The sequence below is a fragment of the Burkholderia sp. SCN-KJ genome (genome assembly GCF_024656005.1).
Classification (GTDB): Bacteria; Pseudomonadota; Gammaproteobacteria; order Burkholderiales; family Burkholderiaceae; genus Burkholderia.
This window is the reverse complement of record NZ_JANKOG010000008.1, coordinates 232,187-248,408: the sequence shown is the minus strand read 5'-3', so window position 1 is coordinate 248,408 and position 16,222 is coordinate 232,187. Positions and strand designations below refer to the sequence as shown.

Annotated in this window: 17 protein-coding genes, 1 other RNA gene and 1 riboswitch; of the genes, 10 read left to right on the top strand and 8 right to left on the bottom strand. The window is 68.8% G+C overall.

From position 1 onward, the window contains the following. Nucleotides 1-1,092 (bottom strand): LPS export ABC transporter permease LptF, encoded by a 1,092-nt coding sequence (gene lptF / locus NQV17_RS16010; RefSeq protein ID WP_257772967.1) that lies wholly within the window; start codon nt 1,090-1,092, stop codon nt 1-3. Between the two features lie 122 nt (nt 1,093-1,214). Between lptF and NQV17_RS16005 the strand changes: the two genes are divergently transcribed. The 3 genes from NQV17_RS16005 to NQV17_RS15995 are packed head-to-tail and all read left to right on the top strand — an operon-like array spanning nt 1,215 to nt 3,952. After that, the gene (locus tag NQV17_RS16005) at nt 1,215-2,726 is read left to right on the top strand and encodes a leucyl aminopeptidase (RefSeq protein ID WP_124521534.1); all 1,512 of its coding nucleotides are present in this window, start codon (nt 1,215-1,217) and stop codon (nt 2,724-2,726) included. Between the two features lie 34 nt (nt 2,727-2,760). Then, a complete protein-coding gene (locus NQV17_RS16000) occupies nt 2,761-3,177 on the top strand; it encodes a DNA polymerase III subunit chi (RefSeq protein ID WP_006757287.1) in 417 nt (138 codons plus the stop codon). 25 nt (nt 3,178-3,202) lie between these two features. Next, nucleotides 3,203-3,952: a DUF2486 family protein gene (locus NQV17_RS15995; protein ID WP_257772966.1), complete on the top strand. Its 750-nt coding sequence runs from the start codon at nt 3,203-3,205 to the stop codon at nt 3,950-3,952. Nucleotides 3,953-4,095: 143 nt separating this feature from the next. Here NQV17_RS15995 and NQV17_RS15990 read toward each other — a convergent pair whose 3' ends face one another. Together NQV17_RS15990 and ilvD are read right to left on the bottom strand one after the other, a co-directional pair. Then, a complete protein-coding gene (locus tag NQV17_RS15990; RefSeq protein ID WP_257772965.1) occupies nt 4,096-4,425 on the bottom strand; it encodes a c-type cytochrome in 330 nt (109 codons plus the stop codon). A gap of 120 nt (nt 4,426-4,545) precedes the next feature. Further along, a complete protein-coding gene (gene ilvD, locus NQV17_RS15985) occupies nt 4,546-6,219 on the bottom strand; it encodes a dihydroxy-acid dehydratase (protein ID WP_044845630.1) in 1,674 nt (557 codons plus the stop codon). 135 nt (nt 6,220-6,354) lie between these two features. Between ilvD and NQV17_RS15980 the strand changes: the two genes are divergently transcribed. Both NQV17_RS15980 and lgt read left to right on the top strand, forming a co-directional pair. Further along, nucleotides 6,355-7,272, top strand: a complete 918-nt coding sequence (locus NQV17_RS15980; protein WP_044845631.1) for a LysR substrate-binding domain-containing protein — start codon at nt 6,355-6,357, stop codon at nt 7,270-7,272. 89 nt (nt 7,273-7,361) lie between these two features. Continuing rightward, nucleotides 7,362-8,252 (top strand): prolipoprotein diacylglyceryl transferase, encoded by an 891-nt coding sequence (gene lgt / locus NQV17_RS15975; protein ID WP_044845632.1) that lies wholly within the window; start codon nt 7,362-7,364, stop codon nt 8,250-8,252. A 181-nt stretch (nt 8,253-8,433) separates the two neighbouring features. On the opposite strand, the gene NQV17_RS15970 is transcribed toward lgt, so the two are convergent. The 5 genes from NQV17_RS15970 to NQV17_RS15950 all read right to left on the bottom strand — a co-directional run bounded on the left by NQV17_RS15970 (nt 8,434) and on the right by NQV17_RS15950 (nt 10,834). Further along, nucleotides 8,434-9,174: an SIMPL domain-containing protein gene (locus NQV17_RS15970; protein WP_044845633.1), complete on the bottom strand. Its 741-nt coding sequence runs from the start codon at nt 9,172-9,174 to the stop codon at nt 8,434-8,436. A 205-nt stretch (nt 9,175-9,379) separates the two neighbouring features. Further along, nucleotides 9,380-9,841, bottom strand: coding sequence for an EVE domain-containing protein (locus tag NQV17_RS15965; protein WP_257772964.1), 462 nt, complete (start codon nt 9,839-9,841; stop codon nt 9,380-9,382). A gap of 69 nt (nt 9,842-9,910) precedes the next feature. Further along, a non-coding RNA gene (gene ssrS, locus NQV17_RS15960) (6S RNA) lies at nt 9,911-10,092 on the bottom strand. 80 nt (nt 10,093-10,172) lie between these two features. Continuing rightward, nucleotides 10,173-10,487 carry a cell division protein ZapA gene (locus NQV17_RS15955; protein ID WP_011885730.1) on the bottom strand — a complete coding sequence of 105 codons (315 nt, stop codon included), beginning with the start codon at nt 10,485-10,487 and terminating at the stop codon, nt 10,173-10,175. Continuing rightward, nucleotides 10,484-10,834 carry an ATPase gene (locus tag NQV17_RS15950; RefSeq protein ID WP_257772963.1) on the bottom strand — a complete coding sequence of 117 codons (351 nt, stop codon included), beginning with the start codon at nt 10,832-10,834 and terminating at the stop codon, nt 10,484-10,486. Before NQV17_RS15950 ends, NQV17_RS15955 begins: the two co-directional genes overlap by 4 nt. 165 nt (nt 10,835-10,999) lie before the next feature. Further along, nucleotides 11,000-11,253, top strand: a riboswitch (cobalamin riboswitch). 688 nt (nt 11,254-11,941) lie between these two features. Between NQV17_RS15950 and NQV17_RS15945 the strand changes: the two genes are divergently transcribed. From NQV17_RS15945 to cobC, 5 genes are read left to right on the top strand one after another with little or no spacing between them, the layout of a single operon-like run. Next, a complete protein-coding gene (locus tag NQV17_RS15945) occupies nt 11,942-12,940 on the top strand; it encodes an iron ABC transporter permease (protein WP_257772962.1) in 999 nt (332 codons plus the stop codon). Beyond that, nucleotides 12,937-13,749 carry an ABC transporter ATP-binding protein gene (locus NQV17_RS15940; RefSeq protein WP_257772961.1) on the top strand — a complete coding sequence of 271 codons (813 nt, stop codon included), beginning with the start codon at nt 12,937-12,939 and terminating at the stop codon, nt 13,747-13,749. Before NQV17_RS15945 ends, NQV17_RS15940 begins: the two co-directional genes overlap by 4 nt. A gap of 52 nt (nt 13,750-13,801) precedes the next feature. After that, nucleotides 13,802-14,857, top strand: a complete 1,056-nt coding sequence (gene cobT / locus NQV17_RS15935) for a nicotinate-nucleotide--dimethylbenzimidazole phosphoribosyltransferase (RefSeq protein WP_257772960.1) — start codon at nt 13,802-13,804, stop codon at nt 14,855-14,857. Then, nucleotides 14,847-15,623, top strand: a complete 777-nt coding sequence (locus tag NQV17_RS15930; RefSeq protein WP_257772959.1) for an adenosylcobinamide-GDP ribazoletransferase — start codon at nt 14,847-14,849, stop codon at nt 15,621-15,623. Before cobT ends, NQV17_RS15930 begins: the two co-directional genes overlap by 11 nt. Further along, entirely contained in the window at nt 15,608-16,192 is a 585-nt protein-coding gene (cobC, locus tag NQV17_RS15925) for an alpha-ribazole phosphatase (RefSeq protein ID WP_257772958.1), read from the top strand. The genes NQV17_RS15930 and cobC overlap by 16 nt, the downstream gene beginning before the upstream one ends. The last annotated feature ends 30 nt before the right edge of the window (nt 16,193-16,222 follow it).

Genomic DNA, 16,222 nt, shown 5'->3' with positions numbered 1-16,222 from the left:
TCATGCTCCCGAGCGGCCGAACAGCGCGCGTGTAAACAGCGGACGATTGCGCACGCGCAACCAGAAGATGAACGCGACGATCGCCGCGACGACCAGGTGCAGGCCGACGAGGCCGACGCCGAACGACATCTTGCCCTGCTCGATCTGTGCCTGCACGACGTTCAGCAGGTTCGAGTACGTCAGGTAGATCAGCACGGCCATCACGAGGTTGATCGTGCGGCTGCGGCGCGGGTTCTGGTACGACAGCGGAATGCCGAGCACCATCAGGTTGATCGCGATCAGCGGCAGGCCCGCGCGCCACGCGAATTCGGCGAGGTTGTCGCGCGTCGGGTTGCGCAGCAGGTCCGGTGTCGGCGTGCTGTTGGTGGTCGGCACGTTGGTGACCGGGGCGCTCGTGATCTTCACGCCGTAGCGCTGGAACTCCATGATCTTGAAGTTCGGCTGGCCGGGCGTGCCGTCGTAGCGGCGGCCGTCTTCCAGTACGACGAAGCGATCGCCGTCCTTCGTTTCCGTGTGGCCGGTGTGCGACACGACGACGTTGACCTTGCCGTTCTCGGTCGACGTGACGAACACGTTCTGCACCTTGCTCTGGTCCGGCGACATCTTCTCGATGAAGAACACGCGATGGTTCGACGCCGATTCGCGGAACTGGCCCGGCGCGAGCAGCGAGATCTCGTCGCGCTGCTGGAAGCGCGCCTTGATCAGCTTGCTCTGCTGGTTCGACCACGGCCAGCCGACGAACGCGAAGAACGCGATCAGCAGGACGATCGGCGTGGCGAACACGCCGATCGGCTTGATCAGGCGCGTGAGGCTCACGCCGGATGCAAGCCAGACCACCATTTCAGAGTCCCGGTACCACCGGGTCAGCACGAACAGGATCGACACGAACAGCGTGACGACGAGCATCACGGCGAGGTAGCCGATCACGGTCAGGCCGATCAGCACGAGCACGTCGCGCGGATCGATTTCGCCGGACGCGGCATAGCCGACGATGCGGATCATCATCGTCGTGAGCATGATCGTGAGCAGCACCATGAACACGGCGCCAGCCGTATACGCAAGCTCGCGCTGGAGGGAGCGTTCGAAGATCATTCTTGATGAGAAGAGGGCGGGAGGCTGCGCACGCGTGGTGGAGCGCTCGCGCCGCCACGGGAAAAATAGCGGATAATTGCGGCTTTCATCCTTAGCCCAGATTTTATCCGAGGACAAGCGCGATGGACTTTAGCATAAAAGGCTGTGATTGGAGCAAAGGCGAGGCCAAGGGGTTCCTGACCGGGAAGTCCGACTGCATCGTGCTCGGCATCTTCGAGGCGCAGACTCTCTCGGGCGCGGCGCTCGACATCGACACGGCCACCAAGGGGCTGATCTCGCGCGTGGTGAAGGCCGGCGACATGGACGGCAAGCGCGGCAAGACGCTGTTCCTGCACGAAGTGTCGGGCATCGGCGCATCGCGCGTGCTGCTCGTCGGCCTCGGCAAGCAGGATGCTTTCAATCAGAAAGCCTACAACGACGCAGTGACGGCCGCATGGCGCGCGCTGCTCGCGACCAAGGTCGGCCAGGTCACGTTCTCGCTCGCGCAGCTGCCGGTCGACGAGCGCGGCTCCGACTGGGGTGTGCGTGCGGCGATTCTCGCGCTGCGCAACGAGACCTACCGCTTCACGCAGATGAAGAGCAAGCCGGAACCGGCGTCGCACACGCTCAAGCGCGTCGTGTTCAGCGTCGATCCGGCCGATGAGAAGGCCGCGAAGCTGGCGGTCAAGCAGGCCGTCGCGCTGGCGAACGGGATGGACCTCACGCGCGACCTCGGCAACCTGCCGGGCAACGTGTGCACGCCGACCTATCTCGGCAACACTGCGAAGAAGATCGCGAAGGATTGGGGTCTGAAGGTCGAGGTGCTCGGCCTGAAGCAGATCCAGGCGCTCAAGATGGGCTCGTTCCTGTCGGTCGCGCGTGCGTCGGTCGAGCCGCCGCAATTCATCGTGCTGCACTACCAGGGCGCCGCCGCGAAGGCCGCGCCGGTCGTGCTGGTCGGCAAGGGCATCACGTTCGACACGGGCGGCATCTCGCTGAAGCCGGGCGAGGGCATGGACGAGATGAAGTACGACATGTGCGGCGCGGGTTCGGTGCTCGGCACGATGCGTGCGGTCGCCGAAATGGGCCTGAAGATCAACGTCGTCGCGATCGTGCCGACCTGCGAGAACATGCCGGGCGGCAACGCGACCAAGCCGGGCGACATCGTCACCAGCATGAAGGGGCTGACGATCGAGGTGCTCAACACCGACGCCGAGGGCCGCCTGATCCTGTGCGACGCGCTCACTTATGCGGAGCGCTTCAAGCCGGCCGCGGTGATCGACGTGGCGACGCTCACGGGCGCCTGCGTGATCGCGCTCGGTGCCCACAACAGCGGCCTGTTCTCGAAGGACGACGCACTCGCGGGCGAACTGCTCGACGCATCGCGCGAAGCGAACGATCCGGCATGGCGCATGCCGCTCGACGACGAGTACCAGGATCAGCTGAAGTCGAATTTCGCGGACATCGCGAACATCGGCGGGCGTCCGGCAGGTGCCGTGACGGCGGCGTGCTTCCTGTCGCGCTTCACCGACAGCTATCCGTGGGCGCACCTGGACATCGCCGGCACCGCGTGGAAGGGCGGCGCGGCGAAGGGCGCGACCGGCCGTCCGGTGCCGCTGCTCGCGCAGTTCCTGATCGACCGCGCCGGCCAGTGATGGCAGGTCTCACGACGATGCGGGTACGCGGGCAATGACGCGAATCGATTTCCATTCGAACGTCGGCGATTCGCTCGCATACGCCTGCCGGCTGCTGCGCAAGGCCTACCAGGCCGGGCAGCCGGTCGTCGTGCTCGCGGAGCCCGCGCGCCTGCGCGCGCTCGACGAGCGGCTCTGGACGTTCTCGCCGCTCGATTTCATTCCGCACTGCGGCGTCGACAGCGCGCACGCGGCCGGCACGCCGATCGTGCTGGCCGCCGATCTCGACCAGGCGCCGCATCATCATGTGCTGCTGAACCTCGGCGCGGCCGTACCTGCACAGTTCGCCCGCTTCGAGCGCCTGCTCGAAGTGGTCGGCAATGCGCCGGACGAGCTGGCCGCGGGCCGCGACCGCTACCGCTTCTATCGCGATCGCGGCTACGCGCTGAACAACTACAAGCAGGGCAGTTAGCCGAAACCGTCGACGGAGCGTTCCCGTGACACAAGCCGAATCCTCTTCGATCCCGACACTGACCGACGTGCTGGTGCCGGGCAAGCCGGTGCCGGCGCGTTCGTCCGCGGCCGATGCGCCGCCGCACGACGTTGGCGCAGTGCCGGTGCTGACTGACGTGCTGGTATCAGGCCATCCGGCTCGGGCGTCCGCCGCGCCGGAGCAGCCGGGCACGGACCCCGAATTCGTGGTGGTCGAGCCGGTGCCGACGCCGGCCGTCCCGACCGTCGAGTTGCCGGGCGACAGCGATGCGCCGGCGCAACCCGGTGCCGCGGGGCGCGTCGTCGCCGAAGAGTCGGCTGCGGCGCAGGCGCCGCTGCGCTCCGCACTGGCCGCCGAAGACGAAGATGCGCAGCAGGCCGGCGTTGCCGCGATGCCGCGCGATGCTGGCGAAGCGATGCTGCCCCACGCGATTGCACCGGCTGCCGGCGGGCTGGCTACCGCTCAACTCACCGGCGCGTCGCATCCGGACGCGCATGTAGCCGCCGCGCTGACGGCGGAGGACACGCAGCATATCGCCGAGCGTCTGCGCAATCGGCTGACGAATTATCTGACCGGGGAAGGGCGCGAGGCCATCGAGGCCCGCTGTCGCGACGCGTTGCACGACCATACGGCCTGGCTCGTCGGCCAGATCACGCGCGAAGTGGCGCTAGCGCTCGAAACCGAAGTGATGGAGTGGGTTCGCGACGCGGTCGATGCGGAGATCGCCCGCCGCCGGACCGGTCATTCAGGCTGAGCCCGCCGCACATTTCGTGCGCGGCAGCCGCGGGCGCGGCTCCAGTCATCGTCGCTGACGATTGCCGGCCGGTTGCAACGACAAGCGCGGAACGCTGCCGGGCGCAGGGCGCGGCACGCGATGCACGCACCTGGTCATCCGGTTCAGCGCAGCGACAGCACCCATTGCGAGAGCGTGTGCGCTTCTGCGCTCGTCAACTGCGTATTGGCGGGCATCGGCACGCCACCCCACACCCCGACGCTGCCTTTCACGATCGATTGCGCGAGGTAATCGACGGCGTCGGTGCGCGCCACGTACTTGCCGGCGATGTCGTGGAACGACGGGCCCATCAGCGGCTTGCCGACCGCATGGCAGGCCATGCAGTTCTTGCGCTGCGCGAGCGCGAACCCGTCGCCGGCCGGGTCGGCGTGTGCCGCCGCCGCGCTGCCGGTCAGCAGCGCCACGAGCAGCGCGCGCAATATCGTCTGTTTCATGCGGTTCTCCGCCGGCGGGGACGGCCGGCTTCAGGTCCGCGCATTATAAAAGCAAAGGGAAAGCGCGTTTTGCGCGTTTCCCCGGCGGTCGCAATGGGGTCGCATGCCCCGCGCGCCGCATCAGCCGGTGACGGCGCCCTGGTTCGCCGGACGCGCGAGCGCCGCGAACTTGGCGAGCACGCCGCGCGTGTAGCGCGGCGCCGGCTGCTTCCACGCGGCGCGCCGGCGCGCGAGCTCCGCGTCGTCGACATTCAGCTGCAGCACCAGCCGGTGCGCATCGATCGTGATCGAGTCGCCTTCCTGCACGAGCGCGATCGTGCCGCCGACGAACGCTTCGGGCGCGACGTGCCCGACCACCATCCCCCAGGTGCCGCCCGAGAAGCGGCCGTCGGTGATGAAGCCGACCGATTCGCCGAGCCCCTTGCCGATGATCGCTGACGTCGGCGCGAGCATTTCCGGCATGCCGGGGCCGCCCTGCGGGCCGAGATAGCGCAGCACCAGCACGTCGCCCGCGCGGATCCGGTCGCCGAGGATCGCGTCCATCGCGCTTTGCTCGTCGTCGAACACGCGCGCCGGGCCGGTGATCACCGGGTTCTTCAGGCCGGTGATCTTCGCCACCGCGCCGTCTTCCGCGAGGTTGCCCTTCAGGATCGCGAGATGGCCTTCCTGGTACAGTGCGCGATCGATCGGGAAGATCACCTTCTGGTCCGCGCGCGGCACGCCCGGCACGTCCTTCAGCTCCTCGGCGAGCGTGCGGCCGGTGATCGTCATGCAGCCGCCGTGCAGCAACCCCGCATCGAGCAGGATCCGCAGCACCTGCGGGATGCCGCCGGCCTGGTGCAGGTCGGTCGCGACGTACTGGCCCGACGGCTTCAGGTCGCAGATCACCGGCACGCGCTTGCGGATGCGCTCGAAGTCGTCGATCGTCCAGTCGACCTCGGCCGCGTGCGCGATCGCGAGATAGTGCAGCACCGCATTGGTCGAGCCGCCGGTCGCCATGATCAGCGATACCGCGTTCTCGATCGACTCCCTGGTGATGATGTCGCGCGGCTTCAGGTCGCGCTTCACGGCCTCGACCAGCACGCGCGCCGACTCGGCGGCCGAATCGACCTTTTCCTGATCGGGGTTCGCCATCGTCGACGAGTACATCAGCGACATGCCGAGCGCCTCGAACGACGAGCTCATCGTGTTCGCGGTGTACATCCCGCCGCACGAGCCCGACGTCGGGCACGCGTTCTTCTCGACCCCTTCGAAATCTTCCTGCGACATCCGGCCCGCGGTGAACTCGCCGACCGCCTCGAACGACGACACGATCGTCAGGTCGCGGCCCTTCCAGTGGCCGGGGCGGATCGTGCCGCCGTACACGTAGATGCCCGGCACGTTCAGGCGCGCGAGCGCGATCATCCCGCCCGGCATGTTCTTGTCGCAGCCGCCGACCACCACCACGCCGTCCATCCACTGGCCCTGTACGCAGGTCTCGATGCAGTCGGCGATCACCTCGCGCGACACCAGCGAGTACTTCATCCCCTCGGTGCCCATCGACATGCCGTCCGAGATCGTCGGCGTGCCGAAGATCTGCGGGTTGGCATCGGCCGCCTTCACCGCCGCGACGGCCGCATCCGACAGCCGCTGCAGGCCCGAGTTGCACGGCGTGATCGTCGAGTGGCCGTTTGCGATGCCGATCATCGGCTTGTCGAAATCGTCCTTCTGGTAGCCGAGGGCGTAATACATCGAGCGGTTCGGCGAACGGGCCACGCCTTGCGTGATGTGCTTCGAGCGACGGTTGTACGGCATGGGGGACTCCATCGTTGTATTGGCGACGCCCGCGATCGGCGCACCGGTTCGGATCAATCAAGCATGGAGTTTCCGGTTTGGGATGTCCAATATATTATTTGTCGCTTATTAAGTCGTTTTACAAATGAGTGAGAGATGGCCGAACCGACGCCGGACCTGCGCCAGTGGCGCTATTTCGTGACCGTGGCCGACGAGCGCCACTTCGGCCGCGCGGCCGAGCGCCTGTCGATGACGCAGCCGCCGCTGTCGCAGGCGATCCGGGCGCTGGAGGACACGCTCGGCGTCGCGCTGTTCGCGCGCACCAAGCGCTCGGTCGCGCTGACGGCGGTCGGTGCGGCGCTGTTGCCGGACGTGCGCCGGCTGCTCGCGTCGGCCGACGCGCTGCCGCCGCTCGCACGGCGCCTCGCGCGCGGCGAAGCCGGTTCGCTGTCGCTCGCGTTCGTGTCGACCGCCGATTACGGGCTGCTGCCGTCGCTGCTGCGCGCGTTCGGCGCGCGTTATCCGCAAGTGCGGCTGCAGCTCGCGGAGGCGACGAGCGACGTGCAGATCGACGAACTCGTCGCGGGCCGCATCGACGCGGGGCTCGTGATTCCGCCGGTGCCGCCGCGCCACGCGGCCGGGCTGTCGTACCTGCCGGTCGTGCGCGAGCCGCTGGTGGTCGCGATGCCGGCGGCCGCGGCGCACGGCGTGTCGGAAGACGAACCCGTGCATCTGGCCGACCTGGCCGCGCTGCCGCTCGTGATCTTCCCGCGTCGTTTGGCGCCCGGCTTTTATGACATCATTACGGGCTGCTACGGCGCGGCGGGGGAAACCCCGCGCATCGGCCAGGAGGCGATCCAGATGCAGACGATCGTCAGCCTCGTGTCGGCCGGCATGGGTGTCGCACTGGTGCCGCAGTCGCTGCGTAACCTGCGGCGCACCGGCGTGGTCTACCGGCCGCTCGCCGGCGACGCGCCGGTCGTCGAAACCGGCCTCGTGTGGCGCACGGGCGACGTCAGCCCGGTGCTCGCCGGCTTCATCGACGTCGTGCGCGCGCAGGGGCTCGCCACGTGACGCGAACGATGGCGCGCCGGCGCCGTCCAATGCGCGGTGCGGCGCCGGTGCGAGCGCCGTACCGCATTCGAAAACTTCATCGCTAACCCATGATCATTCACCCGAATTTCGACCCCGTAGCGATCCACCTCGGGCCGCTGGCCGTGCGCTGGTACGGCCTCATGTATCTCGTCGGCTTCATCGCGGCGATCGTCGTCGGCCGGATCCGCCTGAAGCTGCCGCACGTCGCGGCGCAGGGCTGGACCGCGAAGGACATCGACGACATGATGTTCTACGGCGTGCTCGGCACCGTGCTCGGCGGCCGGCTCGGCTACGTGCTGTTCTACAAGGCCGACTTCTACTTCTCGCATCCGCTCGACGTGTTCAAGGTGTGGGAAGGCGGGATGTCGTTCCACGGCGGCTTTCTCGGCGTGACGCTCGCGATGGCGCTGTTCGCGTGGCAGCGCAAGCGCCACTGGCTGCAGGTCACCGACTTCGTCGCGCCGATGGTGCCGACCGGGCTCGCGGCCGGGCGGCTCGGCAACTTCATCAACGGCGAGCTGTGGGGCCGCGTGACCGATCCGAACGCGCCGTGGGCGATGCTGTTCCCGGGCGCGATGCGCGACGATGCGGCATGGCTGCCGAAGCATCCGGCGCTCGTCGAGAAGTGGCATCTGGCCGACGTGTTCATGCAGTACCAGATGCTGCCGCGCCATCCTTCGCAGCTCTACGAAATCGCGCTCGAAGGCATTGCGCTGTTCTTCGTGCTGTTCTTCTTCTCGCGCAAGCCGCGGCCGATGGGTGCGATCTCCGCGCTGTTCCTGATCGGCTACGGGCTCGCGCGTTTCACGGTCGAATTCGCGCGCGAACCGGACGACTTCCTCGGCCTGCTCGCGCTCGGCCTGTCGATGGGGCAGTGGCTGTCGCTGCCGATGATCCTCGCGGGCGTCGCGTTGCTGGTGTGGGCGTATCGCCGTCGCGCGGCGAATGCGGTCGCGTGATGTCGCGGCGTGATGCGGTTGCGTCACGCGCGAGCGGTGTGACGCGTGGCACGTGATGCTTGATGCCTGATGCGATGCGGACGCGCACGATCGGCGTGCGCGTCGATCGCAGGATCGCAAACGAAAAACGCCGGCCCGAGGGCCGGCGTTTTCACATCTGCCGCGTGTTGCGCAATGCGCGTTACTTCATCTGCACCGAGCCGTTGACCGTGACCGACACGGTCGCCTTGCCGCCTTCGACCGAAATCGGCGCGCTCATCTTCGCGCTGTCCATCGGTGCGGCGGCCATCGCCATCATGCGCGGGTACGGCTGCACGTTGCGGCTGCCGCCGACGTTCACGTCGCGAATCGAGTAGCTGTTGTAGCCGAACGCCTTCGCGGCTTCGTCCGCGCGTGCGCGGAACGACTTGATCGCTTCGGTCGTGAGCTTCTGCTCGGCCGCGCGCTGCGCTTCGGGTGACAACGAGAACTCGACGTTCGCGATCTGCATCTGGTTCGACAACTGGCCCGCGAGCTTCGACGCCGCCGCGAAATCGCGCGATTCGAGCACGACTTCGGTGCGACCGCGCCATGCGGAGATCTTTCCGTCGCGATCGGTGCTCGGATAGACGGAGAACGCGCCGGTGTGCGCGGTGACGCCCGACACGCCCTTCGCCTGCGCGAGCGCCGCGTCGGCGCGCTGGTTCAGCGCCGACGTCAGGCTGCCCGGGTCTTTCGCCTGCTGTTCGTAGAACAGCGTGATGTGGATGATGTCCTGCGGCACGTCGGCGCTGGCCTGCGACGACAGCGACAGCACGCCTGCCGGCTCCGGGAAGTGCGGGTTCGCGGTCTGCGCGTGCGCGGCGGGCGACGCGAGCGTCAGCGCGACGGGCACGGCGGCGGCGAGGGCGAGCGACAGCGCGAGTGCGGATTTCTTGGTCATTGTTGGATTCCTTGAGCGAGGGCGCGCAGGCGGATCACGCGTGCGCGACGCGGGCGTACCGCGCGACGAAAAACGGCCGCCGCCCGATCGCGGCGACAGCGCTTGCTTAGGCTGCGCGAACGCGCCGCGAGTTCCGTGGCGGTGGCGTGTGTTGACCGGATTTGACCTTTGGCGTGTGCTTGCCGCGCGCGCTTGCTGCGCACGCCTACTTCATCAGCTTTTCGGTGATGAAGCGCCACTCGGCACGCGTGACGGGCGTGATCGACAGCCGGTTGCCGCGCGCGAGCACGCGCATGTCGGCGAGTTCGTCGTGTTCGCGCAGCGCGGCGAGCGGCACGAGCGGCGACTTCTTCACGAAGCGCACGTCGACGAGCAGCCAGCGCGGTGCTTCCTGCGTCGACTTCGGATCGTAATACGGGCTTGTCGGATCGAACTGGGTGGGGTCGGGGTAGGGCGTCGACGAGACTTCGGCGAGGCCCGCGATGCCCGGTTCCGGGCAGCTCGAATGATAGAACAGCACGCCGTCGCCGATCTTCATCGTGTCGCGCATGAAATTGCGCGCCTGATAGTTGCGCACGCCGGTCCACGGCAGCGAGTGCTGCGGCGCGTGCGCGAGATCGTCGATGCTTGCTTCGTCCGGTTCGGACTTCATCAGCCAGTATTGCATGGATCGTGATCGACGCAGAAAGGGCTGCTACAAAAGGAAACGGCATCGGGACGTCCCGATGCCGTTGAATAGGCCCCCGCCTTGGCCGCTAGGCCGGCATCCTGAACCTGGGGTTCAGAATTGGTCGCAGTTAGCAGCACTTCGGGTACATCAGACAGAGTGACGCGCGCGCCCGTGCTACAAATTTCCGCAACCGTGCACATGGCATTGGTTCAAGGAATATATGACCTTGGCGAACCAGGCAGGGAAGCTGACTGAACTGTGTTTCGTTGCGCCAATTTGACCACCGTTGATCGCCGAGATCAAGGGGAATCGACGCATCGATCAAACGTTACTGCGTCTCGTGCTGTGCGAGCACCGCGCCGAGCTGTTCGTTCATCTGGTGCATTGTACGACGGATTTCTTCCGCCGGAAATGCTTCACCGTGACGCACGCTCGTTTGCAGCCGCAGCAATTCGGACGCGAGCGACAGCGCGGCCATGACCGCGATGCGGTCGGTGCCGCGCACCGAGCTGTTCGCGCGAATCTTCGACATTTCGGCGTCGACGCGCGCGACGGCCTCGAGCAGCGCCGCTTCGGTCTCGGCCGAACAGGCGAGCCGATAGGGCTGACCGAGAATCGAGACTTCGATCTGCTTGGTGCTCATGCATGTTCTCCGTGGCTGGCCGCGTCGTCGCTATCCGTGCGCGCCTGCGCATCCAGCAGGTCGAGCTGGTTGTCGGTTTGCTCCGCGCTCTTCGTGCGCGGCAGCTTTTCGAGAATCGCATTCAGTTTGACCTGGGCGTCGTCGATCTTTGCCGACAGCGTGTCGCGCTCGGCCGCGAGCGCATTGCGTTCGTCGCGCAGCTGCGCGAGTTCCGCGCGGACCGTGTCCGCTTCCGCGCGCAATTGCGCGACCTGCTCCTCGAGCGCGAGCCGTTCCGAGTGATAGCGCTTGTTCAGCGAGATCAGACGGCCAATATTTTGAGATAAAGTTTCGAGTTCGTTGAGCATTTGCTGCGTCCTCTAAAGACCCAGCATTTTAGCGCGGAATAACGCGCATTCCGACATCTGTAACGTTTCCAGTCGTAACACCCCCGCTTCTTGCCGCGAATACACGGGTCCGGCACGTGTTCCGCATGCGTCCGGACGCTTCCTTGACGCTCGCGCGGCCCGCTCCTAAACTGGCGCCGCCTCGGTGCTCGCGCGTGCGTCGCGCGGTTAAACGGGAAGCAGGGCGCGTGCTCCGCCCGGAATTCGCCAACCTGCGCTGCCCCCGCAACGGTAAGCGGCCGCGTCGCATGACGCAGGCCGGCTCGGGCGCGTTTCGCGTGCAGGTCGCACGCTGGCGCGGGCCACTGCGCGTGATACGCGCGGGAAGGCGAGCCGGTACGCCGCCAGCCCGGATACCGGCCGAGGCGAGGAGCCTGCACGGCTTCATGACGCGCGGCCTGCGGGGAAGCGGGGCGCGCAGTGCTTCACGGGACTTGTCTTCGATGCTGACCCCAATCGTCCGCACGGCGTGCGGCGCACGCCGCGGAATATCGCCTGCCGCCATCGCGCGGAGCGCGGCGCACGCCGATTCGTCCGGATCGGCGACGACGCAGGTCGTCGCGGCACCGCGCCCGGTCGCGTGGCGCGATCCTGCCTCCTTGCTGCCGGACGCCGTGGTTGCCGCACCGAGCGTGCCTGACGGTGACGCAAGCGCGATGCCGATCGACCCGATGCGGCGGCTTCCACTATATTGCGCAGAACGTGGGCCGCGCCAGGATGCGGCTCGACGGATCGCGCGCGTTTCACGTCGGTGCGACCGGCACGCGGCCGGCCGCCGCATCGCGGGTCCCGGGCGACGAAATCCGGAATCCGGGTGCCGATCGTCGCGCGCGGTATGGGGCGTCGCCGGCCGTGAATCATGCGTCATGCCGCGCATGGCATCCTGGCCGTGCGTGCGATGACATCACCGGGGCACGGTTCGTCCGTGCACGCATCAACCACCTGTTCGACGAGGATGACGAGCTTGCGTATGCCTACGACACGCCGGAGCGCGACGCCGGTGCCGCGGCCGGCCGGCCATGACGGTCAGCGAAAGCGTCACGCGTCATGCGCGATGCCGTGCGGCGCATGAGCGCCGCGCGTGCCGCCGCGATCTGGGCCGCGCTCGCGGCCCTGGTCGCGTTGCTGTTCGTCGCGTCGCTGTCGATCGGCAGCGTGCCGATGTCGCCGTGGCAGGCGCTCGCGTCGCTCGTGCCGCACGGCGGCGACGCACTGTTCGCCGACATCGTGCGCACGTTGCGGCTGCCGCGTGCGCTCGCGGGCTTCGCGTGCGGCGCGCTGCTCGCGCTGGCCGGTGCGCTGCTGCAAGTGCTGTTGCGCAATCCGCTCGCGGAGCCGTACGTGCTCGGCGTGTCGGGCGGCGCGGCCGGCTTCGCGCTCGTCGCGATGATCGCGGGCGCCGCGTGGTGGCTCGTCGATGCGGCCGCGTTCGCCGGCGCGCTCGTGTCGGTCGCGCTCGTGCTCGGGCTTGCGCGCCGCGAACTGTGGCGCGGCGATGCGCGCGACGCGTCGCCGCGGCTGCTGCTCACGGGGGTCGTGATCGCGGCCGGGTGGGGCGCACTCGTCACGCTGCTGCTGTCGCTCGCGCCCGATGCGCGGCTGCGCGGCATCATCTTCTGGCTGACGGGCGATCTGAACGGCGTGACGGCGCCCTGGTTCGCATGGGGCGCGCTGCTGCTGGCCGCCTGCGTCGCGCTGCCGGCCGCGCCGCAGCTCAACGTGCTGCTGCGTGGCGACGCGACCGCGCTCGCGCTCGGCGTGCCGGTCGCGCGGCTGCGCATGCGGATCTACCTCGTCGCGTCGCTGGCCGCCGCGGCCGCGGTGACGACGGCCGGTACGATCGGTTTCGTCGGCCTCGTCGTGCCGCACGCGCTGCGGCTCGCATTCGGCAACGACCAGCGCATGCTGCTGCCCGCCGCGATGCTCGCGGGCGGCGGCGGCGTGATGGCGGCCGACCTGCTCGCGCGCACCGCCATCGCGCCCGCGCAATTGCCGGTCGGCGTGATGACCGCGTTGATCGGTGTGCCGGTGTTCCTGTGGATGTTGTTGAGGAGACCGATGCGATGACGCATGCCGCAACGCACACCGCCGGCGACATGACCTATGCGGCGGTCGACCTCACGCTGAGGGCCGGCGCACGGACCCTGCTCGACGGCTTCACGCAGGTGTTCCGGCCCGGCGAGATCTGGTGCGTCGCGGGGCCGAACGGCGCCGGCAAGACGACGCTGCTCGCGACGCTCGCGGGCCTGCAGCGGCCGGCCGGCGGGCAGGTCGAGATCGACGGCCGGCCGCTCGCCGCCTGGCCGCCCGAACAGCTCGCGCGGCGCCGCGCGCTGATGCCGCAGCAACTGCACGACGCTTTCAGCGCGACGGTATTCGACACGGTGCTGCTCAACCGCTTTCCGTATCTCGGCGGCTGGGGCTGGGAGCGCGAGGCAGACCGCGCGGCCGCGCGCGACGCGCTCGCGACGTTCGGGCTGAGCGCGCTCGCGTCGCGCGACGTGCTGTCGCTGTCGGGCGGCGAGCGGCAGCGTGTCGCGCTGGCCGCGACGCTGTGCCAGGACGCGCCGCTGATGCTGCTCGACGAACCGCTCGCCCATCTCGACCTGCATCACCAGATCGACGGCCTGACCGCGTTGGCCGCGTGGCTCGACGCGGGCCCGCGCACGGTGCTGTTCTCGTGTCACGACCTGAATCTTGCGCGGCGTTTCGCGACGCACGCGCTGTTGCTCGACGGCCGCGGCCATGCGTGGGCGGGCCCGGTGCTCGACGTGCTGACGCCGGCGCGCGCGAGCGACGCGTTCGGCTATCCGCTCGTGCTGATCCGCGAGAACGGCCGCGATGCGCTGCTGCCCGCGTGGCCCGAGCGACGATGAACTTCCTTCTTTCGATGCGCGGCATCGGCCGCACCAACGAGGCAACCTTCCGATGACGAACCCGACCGACTTCCCGCCCGCGATCGCGCCGCTCGACGACACGCTGCGCAAGCGTCTGCAGCATGTGATCGATCACAAGACCAAGCCGCCCGGCAGCCTCGGCCAGCTCGAGGCGATCGCGCTGCAGGTCGGCCTGATCCAGCGCACCGAGCGGCCGCACGTGCAGCGTCCCGTGACGATCGTGTTCGCCGGCGACCACGGGATCGCGGCCGAGGGCGTGAGCCCGTATCCGCAGGCGGTCACCGCGCAGATGGTCGCGAACTTCCTGGCCGGCGGCGCGGCGATCAATGCGTTCTCGGGCGTCGCGCAGAGCGTGCTCGAGATCGTCGATGCGGGCGTCGCGTCGCCGCTGCCGGTGTCCGACCGGCTCGTGTCGCTGCCGGTCGCGCGCGGCACGCGCAACTTCGCGGTCGAACCCGCGATGACGCACGACGAGGCGAAAACGGCGCTCGCCGCGGGTGCCGCGCGCGTGCGCGTGCACGCGTCGCTCGGCACGAATGTGATCGGCTTCGGCGAAATGGGGATCGCGAACACGTCGTCGGCCGCGTGCCTGATGAGCCGTCTGCTCGACGTGCCGATCGACGCGAGCGTCGGGCGCGGCACGGGTCTCGACGACCAGGGGCTCGCGCACAAGCGCGCGGTGCTCGGCCGCGCGCTCGTCCGGCATTCGCATGCGATCGCGCCGCTCGACGTGCTCGCGACGTTCGGCGGCTTCGAGATCGCGATGATGACGGGCGCGTATCTCGCGGCCGCGAGCGAGCGGATGACGATCCTTGTCGACGGCTTCATCGCGACGGCCGCGTTGCTCGTCGCCGAGCGCATCGCGCCCGGCGTGCGCGACTACTGCGTGTTCTCGCATGCGTCGCACGAGGCCGGGCACCGGCGCATGCTCGAGCATTTCGGCGCGAAGCCGCTGCTCGCGCTCGACCTGCGGCTCGGCGAAGGCACGGGCGCCGCGCTCGCGCTGCCGCTGGTGCGCGCGGCGGCCGCGTTCCTCACCGAGATGGCCAGCTTCGAATCCGCGGGCGTCGACAATCGTGACGCCTGAACGCGCGCAGGGCGTACGCGCCGAACTGCGCTACTTCTTCGTCGCGCTCGGCTATTTCACGCGCGTGCCGGTGCCGCGCGCGATCGGCTACGCGGCCGGCGATCTCGATCAGGCCGCACGCTACTTCCCGCTGGTCGGCGCGTGCGTCGGCGCATGGGGCGCGCTCGTCTATCTCGCGGCGCTGCGCGTGCTGCCGGCGTCGATCGCGGTCGGGCTGTCGATGGCCGCGACGCTGCTCGCGACCGGCGCATTCCACGAGGATGGCCTGGCCGACAGCTGCGATGCGTTCGGCGGCGGCTACGCGCGCGACGACGTGCTGCGCATCATGCACGATTCGCGCATCGGCACGTTCGGCGCGGCCGCGCTCGTGATCGCGCTCGGCCTGAAGTGGCAGGCGCTCGCGGCCATGCCGCCGCTGCGCGCCGCGTGGACGATGATCGCCGCGCATGCGGCGAGCCGCGCGGGGGCCGTGAGCCTGCTGATGTCGCTCGACTACGTCCGGCCGGAAGGCAAGGCGAAACCGGTCGCGCAGCGCATGGGCGCGCGCGCGGCCTGCGTCGTGGCCGCATTCGGGTTGCCGTGGCTGTTCTGGCCGGACTGGCGCGCGGGCGTCGCGGCCGTCGTCGCGCTCGTGCTCGTGCGCGCATGGGCGGCCCGCTATTTCGTGAAGCGGATCGGCGGTTATACGGGCGACTGCCTCGGTTTCGCGCAGCAGTTGAGCGAGCTGGCGATCTATCTCGTGGTGCTCGGATGGATCTCGTCCTGATTCGCCATCCGGCCGTCGCGGTCGAGCCGGGCGTGTGCTACGGACGCAGCGACGTGCCGCTCGCCGCACCGGCCGAGGCGGGGGCGCGGACCATGCGCGAGCATCTGGCGGCGCTCGGGGCGCCGTTGCCCGCGCAGGTCTGGACGAGTCCGCTCACGCGTTGCGCGTCGGTCGCCGAGCGGCTCGCGCACGCGTTCGACGTGCCGCTGCGGCGCGACGCGGGCTGGCAGGAAATGGACTTCGGCGCATGGGAGCTGCAGCGCTGGGACGACATCGACCGCGCGGCGCTCGATGCGTGGGCGGCCGACCTGATGCATGCGTGCGCGCATGGCGGCGAAAGCGTCGCGCGGTTCGTCGAGCGCGTGGCGCGCGTGGCCGGCGAGGTCGCGCAGGCCGACGCGCCGCAATGGGCGATCACGCATGCAGGCGTGATTCGCGCCTTCGCGTCGCATGCGCTGCGCGTGCCGCTCGATACGCTGCTGTCACGACCGGTGCCGACGGGCGGCGTCGTCTGGTTGCGCATGGAGGATGCCGCCCGCACGTGGGAAGTCGTCCACTGGGACGCGTAGGCAGTTGCGTGCTCGTCTGACGCGCGCAAG

Bases quoted from the DNA above. Each gene is read 5' to 3' on its own strand.
- lptF (WP_257772967.1), bottom strand. From the start codon at position 1,092: ATGATCTTCGAACGCTCCCTCCAGCGCGAGCTTGCGTATACGGCTGGC.
- NQV17_RS16005 (WP_124521534.1), top strand. From the start codon at position 1,215: ATGGACTTTAGCATAAAAGGCTGTGATTGGAGCAAAGGCGAGGCCAAG.
- NQV17_RS16000 (WP_006757287.1), top strand. From the start codon at position 2,761: ATGACGCGAATCGATTTCCATTCGAACGTCGGCGATTCGCTCGCATAC.
- NQV17_RS15990 (WP_257772965.1), bottom strand. From the start codon at position 4,425: ATGAAACAGACGATATTGCGCGCGCTGCTCGTGGCGCTGCTGACCGGC.
- ilvD (WP_044845630.1), bottom strand. From the start codon at position 6,219: ATGCCGTACAACCGTCGCTCGAAGCACATCACGCAAGGCGTGGCCCGT.
- NQV17_RS15980 (WP_044845631.1), top strand. From the start codon at position 6,355: ATGGCCGAACCGACGCCGGACCTGCGCCAGTGGCGCTATTTCGTGACC.
- lgt (WP_044845632.1), top strand. From the start codon at position 7,362: ATGATCATTCACCCGAATTTCGACCCCGTAGCGATCCACCTCGGGCCG.
- NQV17_RS15970 (WP_044845633.1), bottom strand. From the start codon at position 9,174: ATGACCAAGAAATCCGCACTCGCGCTGTCGCTCGCCCTCGCCGCCGCC.
- NQV17_RS15965 (WP_257772964.1), bottom strand. From the start codon at position 9,841: ATGCAATACTGGCTGATGAAGTCCGAACCGGACGAAGCAAGCATCGAC.
- NQV17_RS15955 (WP_011885730.1), bottom strand. From the start codon at position 10,487: ATGAGCACCAAGCAGATCGAAGTCTCGATTCTCGGTCAGCCCTATCGG.
- NQV17_RS15950 (WP_257772963.1), bottom strand. From the start codon at position 10,834: ATGCTCAACGAACTCGAAACTTTATCTCAAAATATTGGCCGTCTGATC.
- NQV17_RS15945 (WP_257772962.1), top strand. From the start codon at position 11,942: ATGAGCGCCGCGCGTGCCGCCGCGATCTGGGCCGCGCTCGCGGCCCTG.
- NQV17_RS15940 (WP_257772961.1), top strand. From the start codon at position 12,937: ATGACGCATGCCGCAACGCACACCGCCGGCGACATGACCTATGCGGCG.
- cobT (WP_257772960.1), top strand. From the start codon at position 13,802: ATGACGAACCCGACCGACTTCCCGCCCGCGATCGCGCCGCTCGACGAC.
- cobC (WP_257772958.1), top strand. From the start codon at position 15,608: ATGGATCTCGTCCTGATTCGCCATCCGGCCGTCGCGGTCGAGCCGGGC.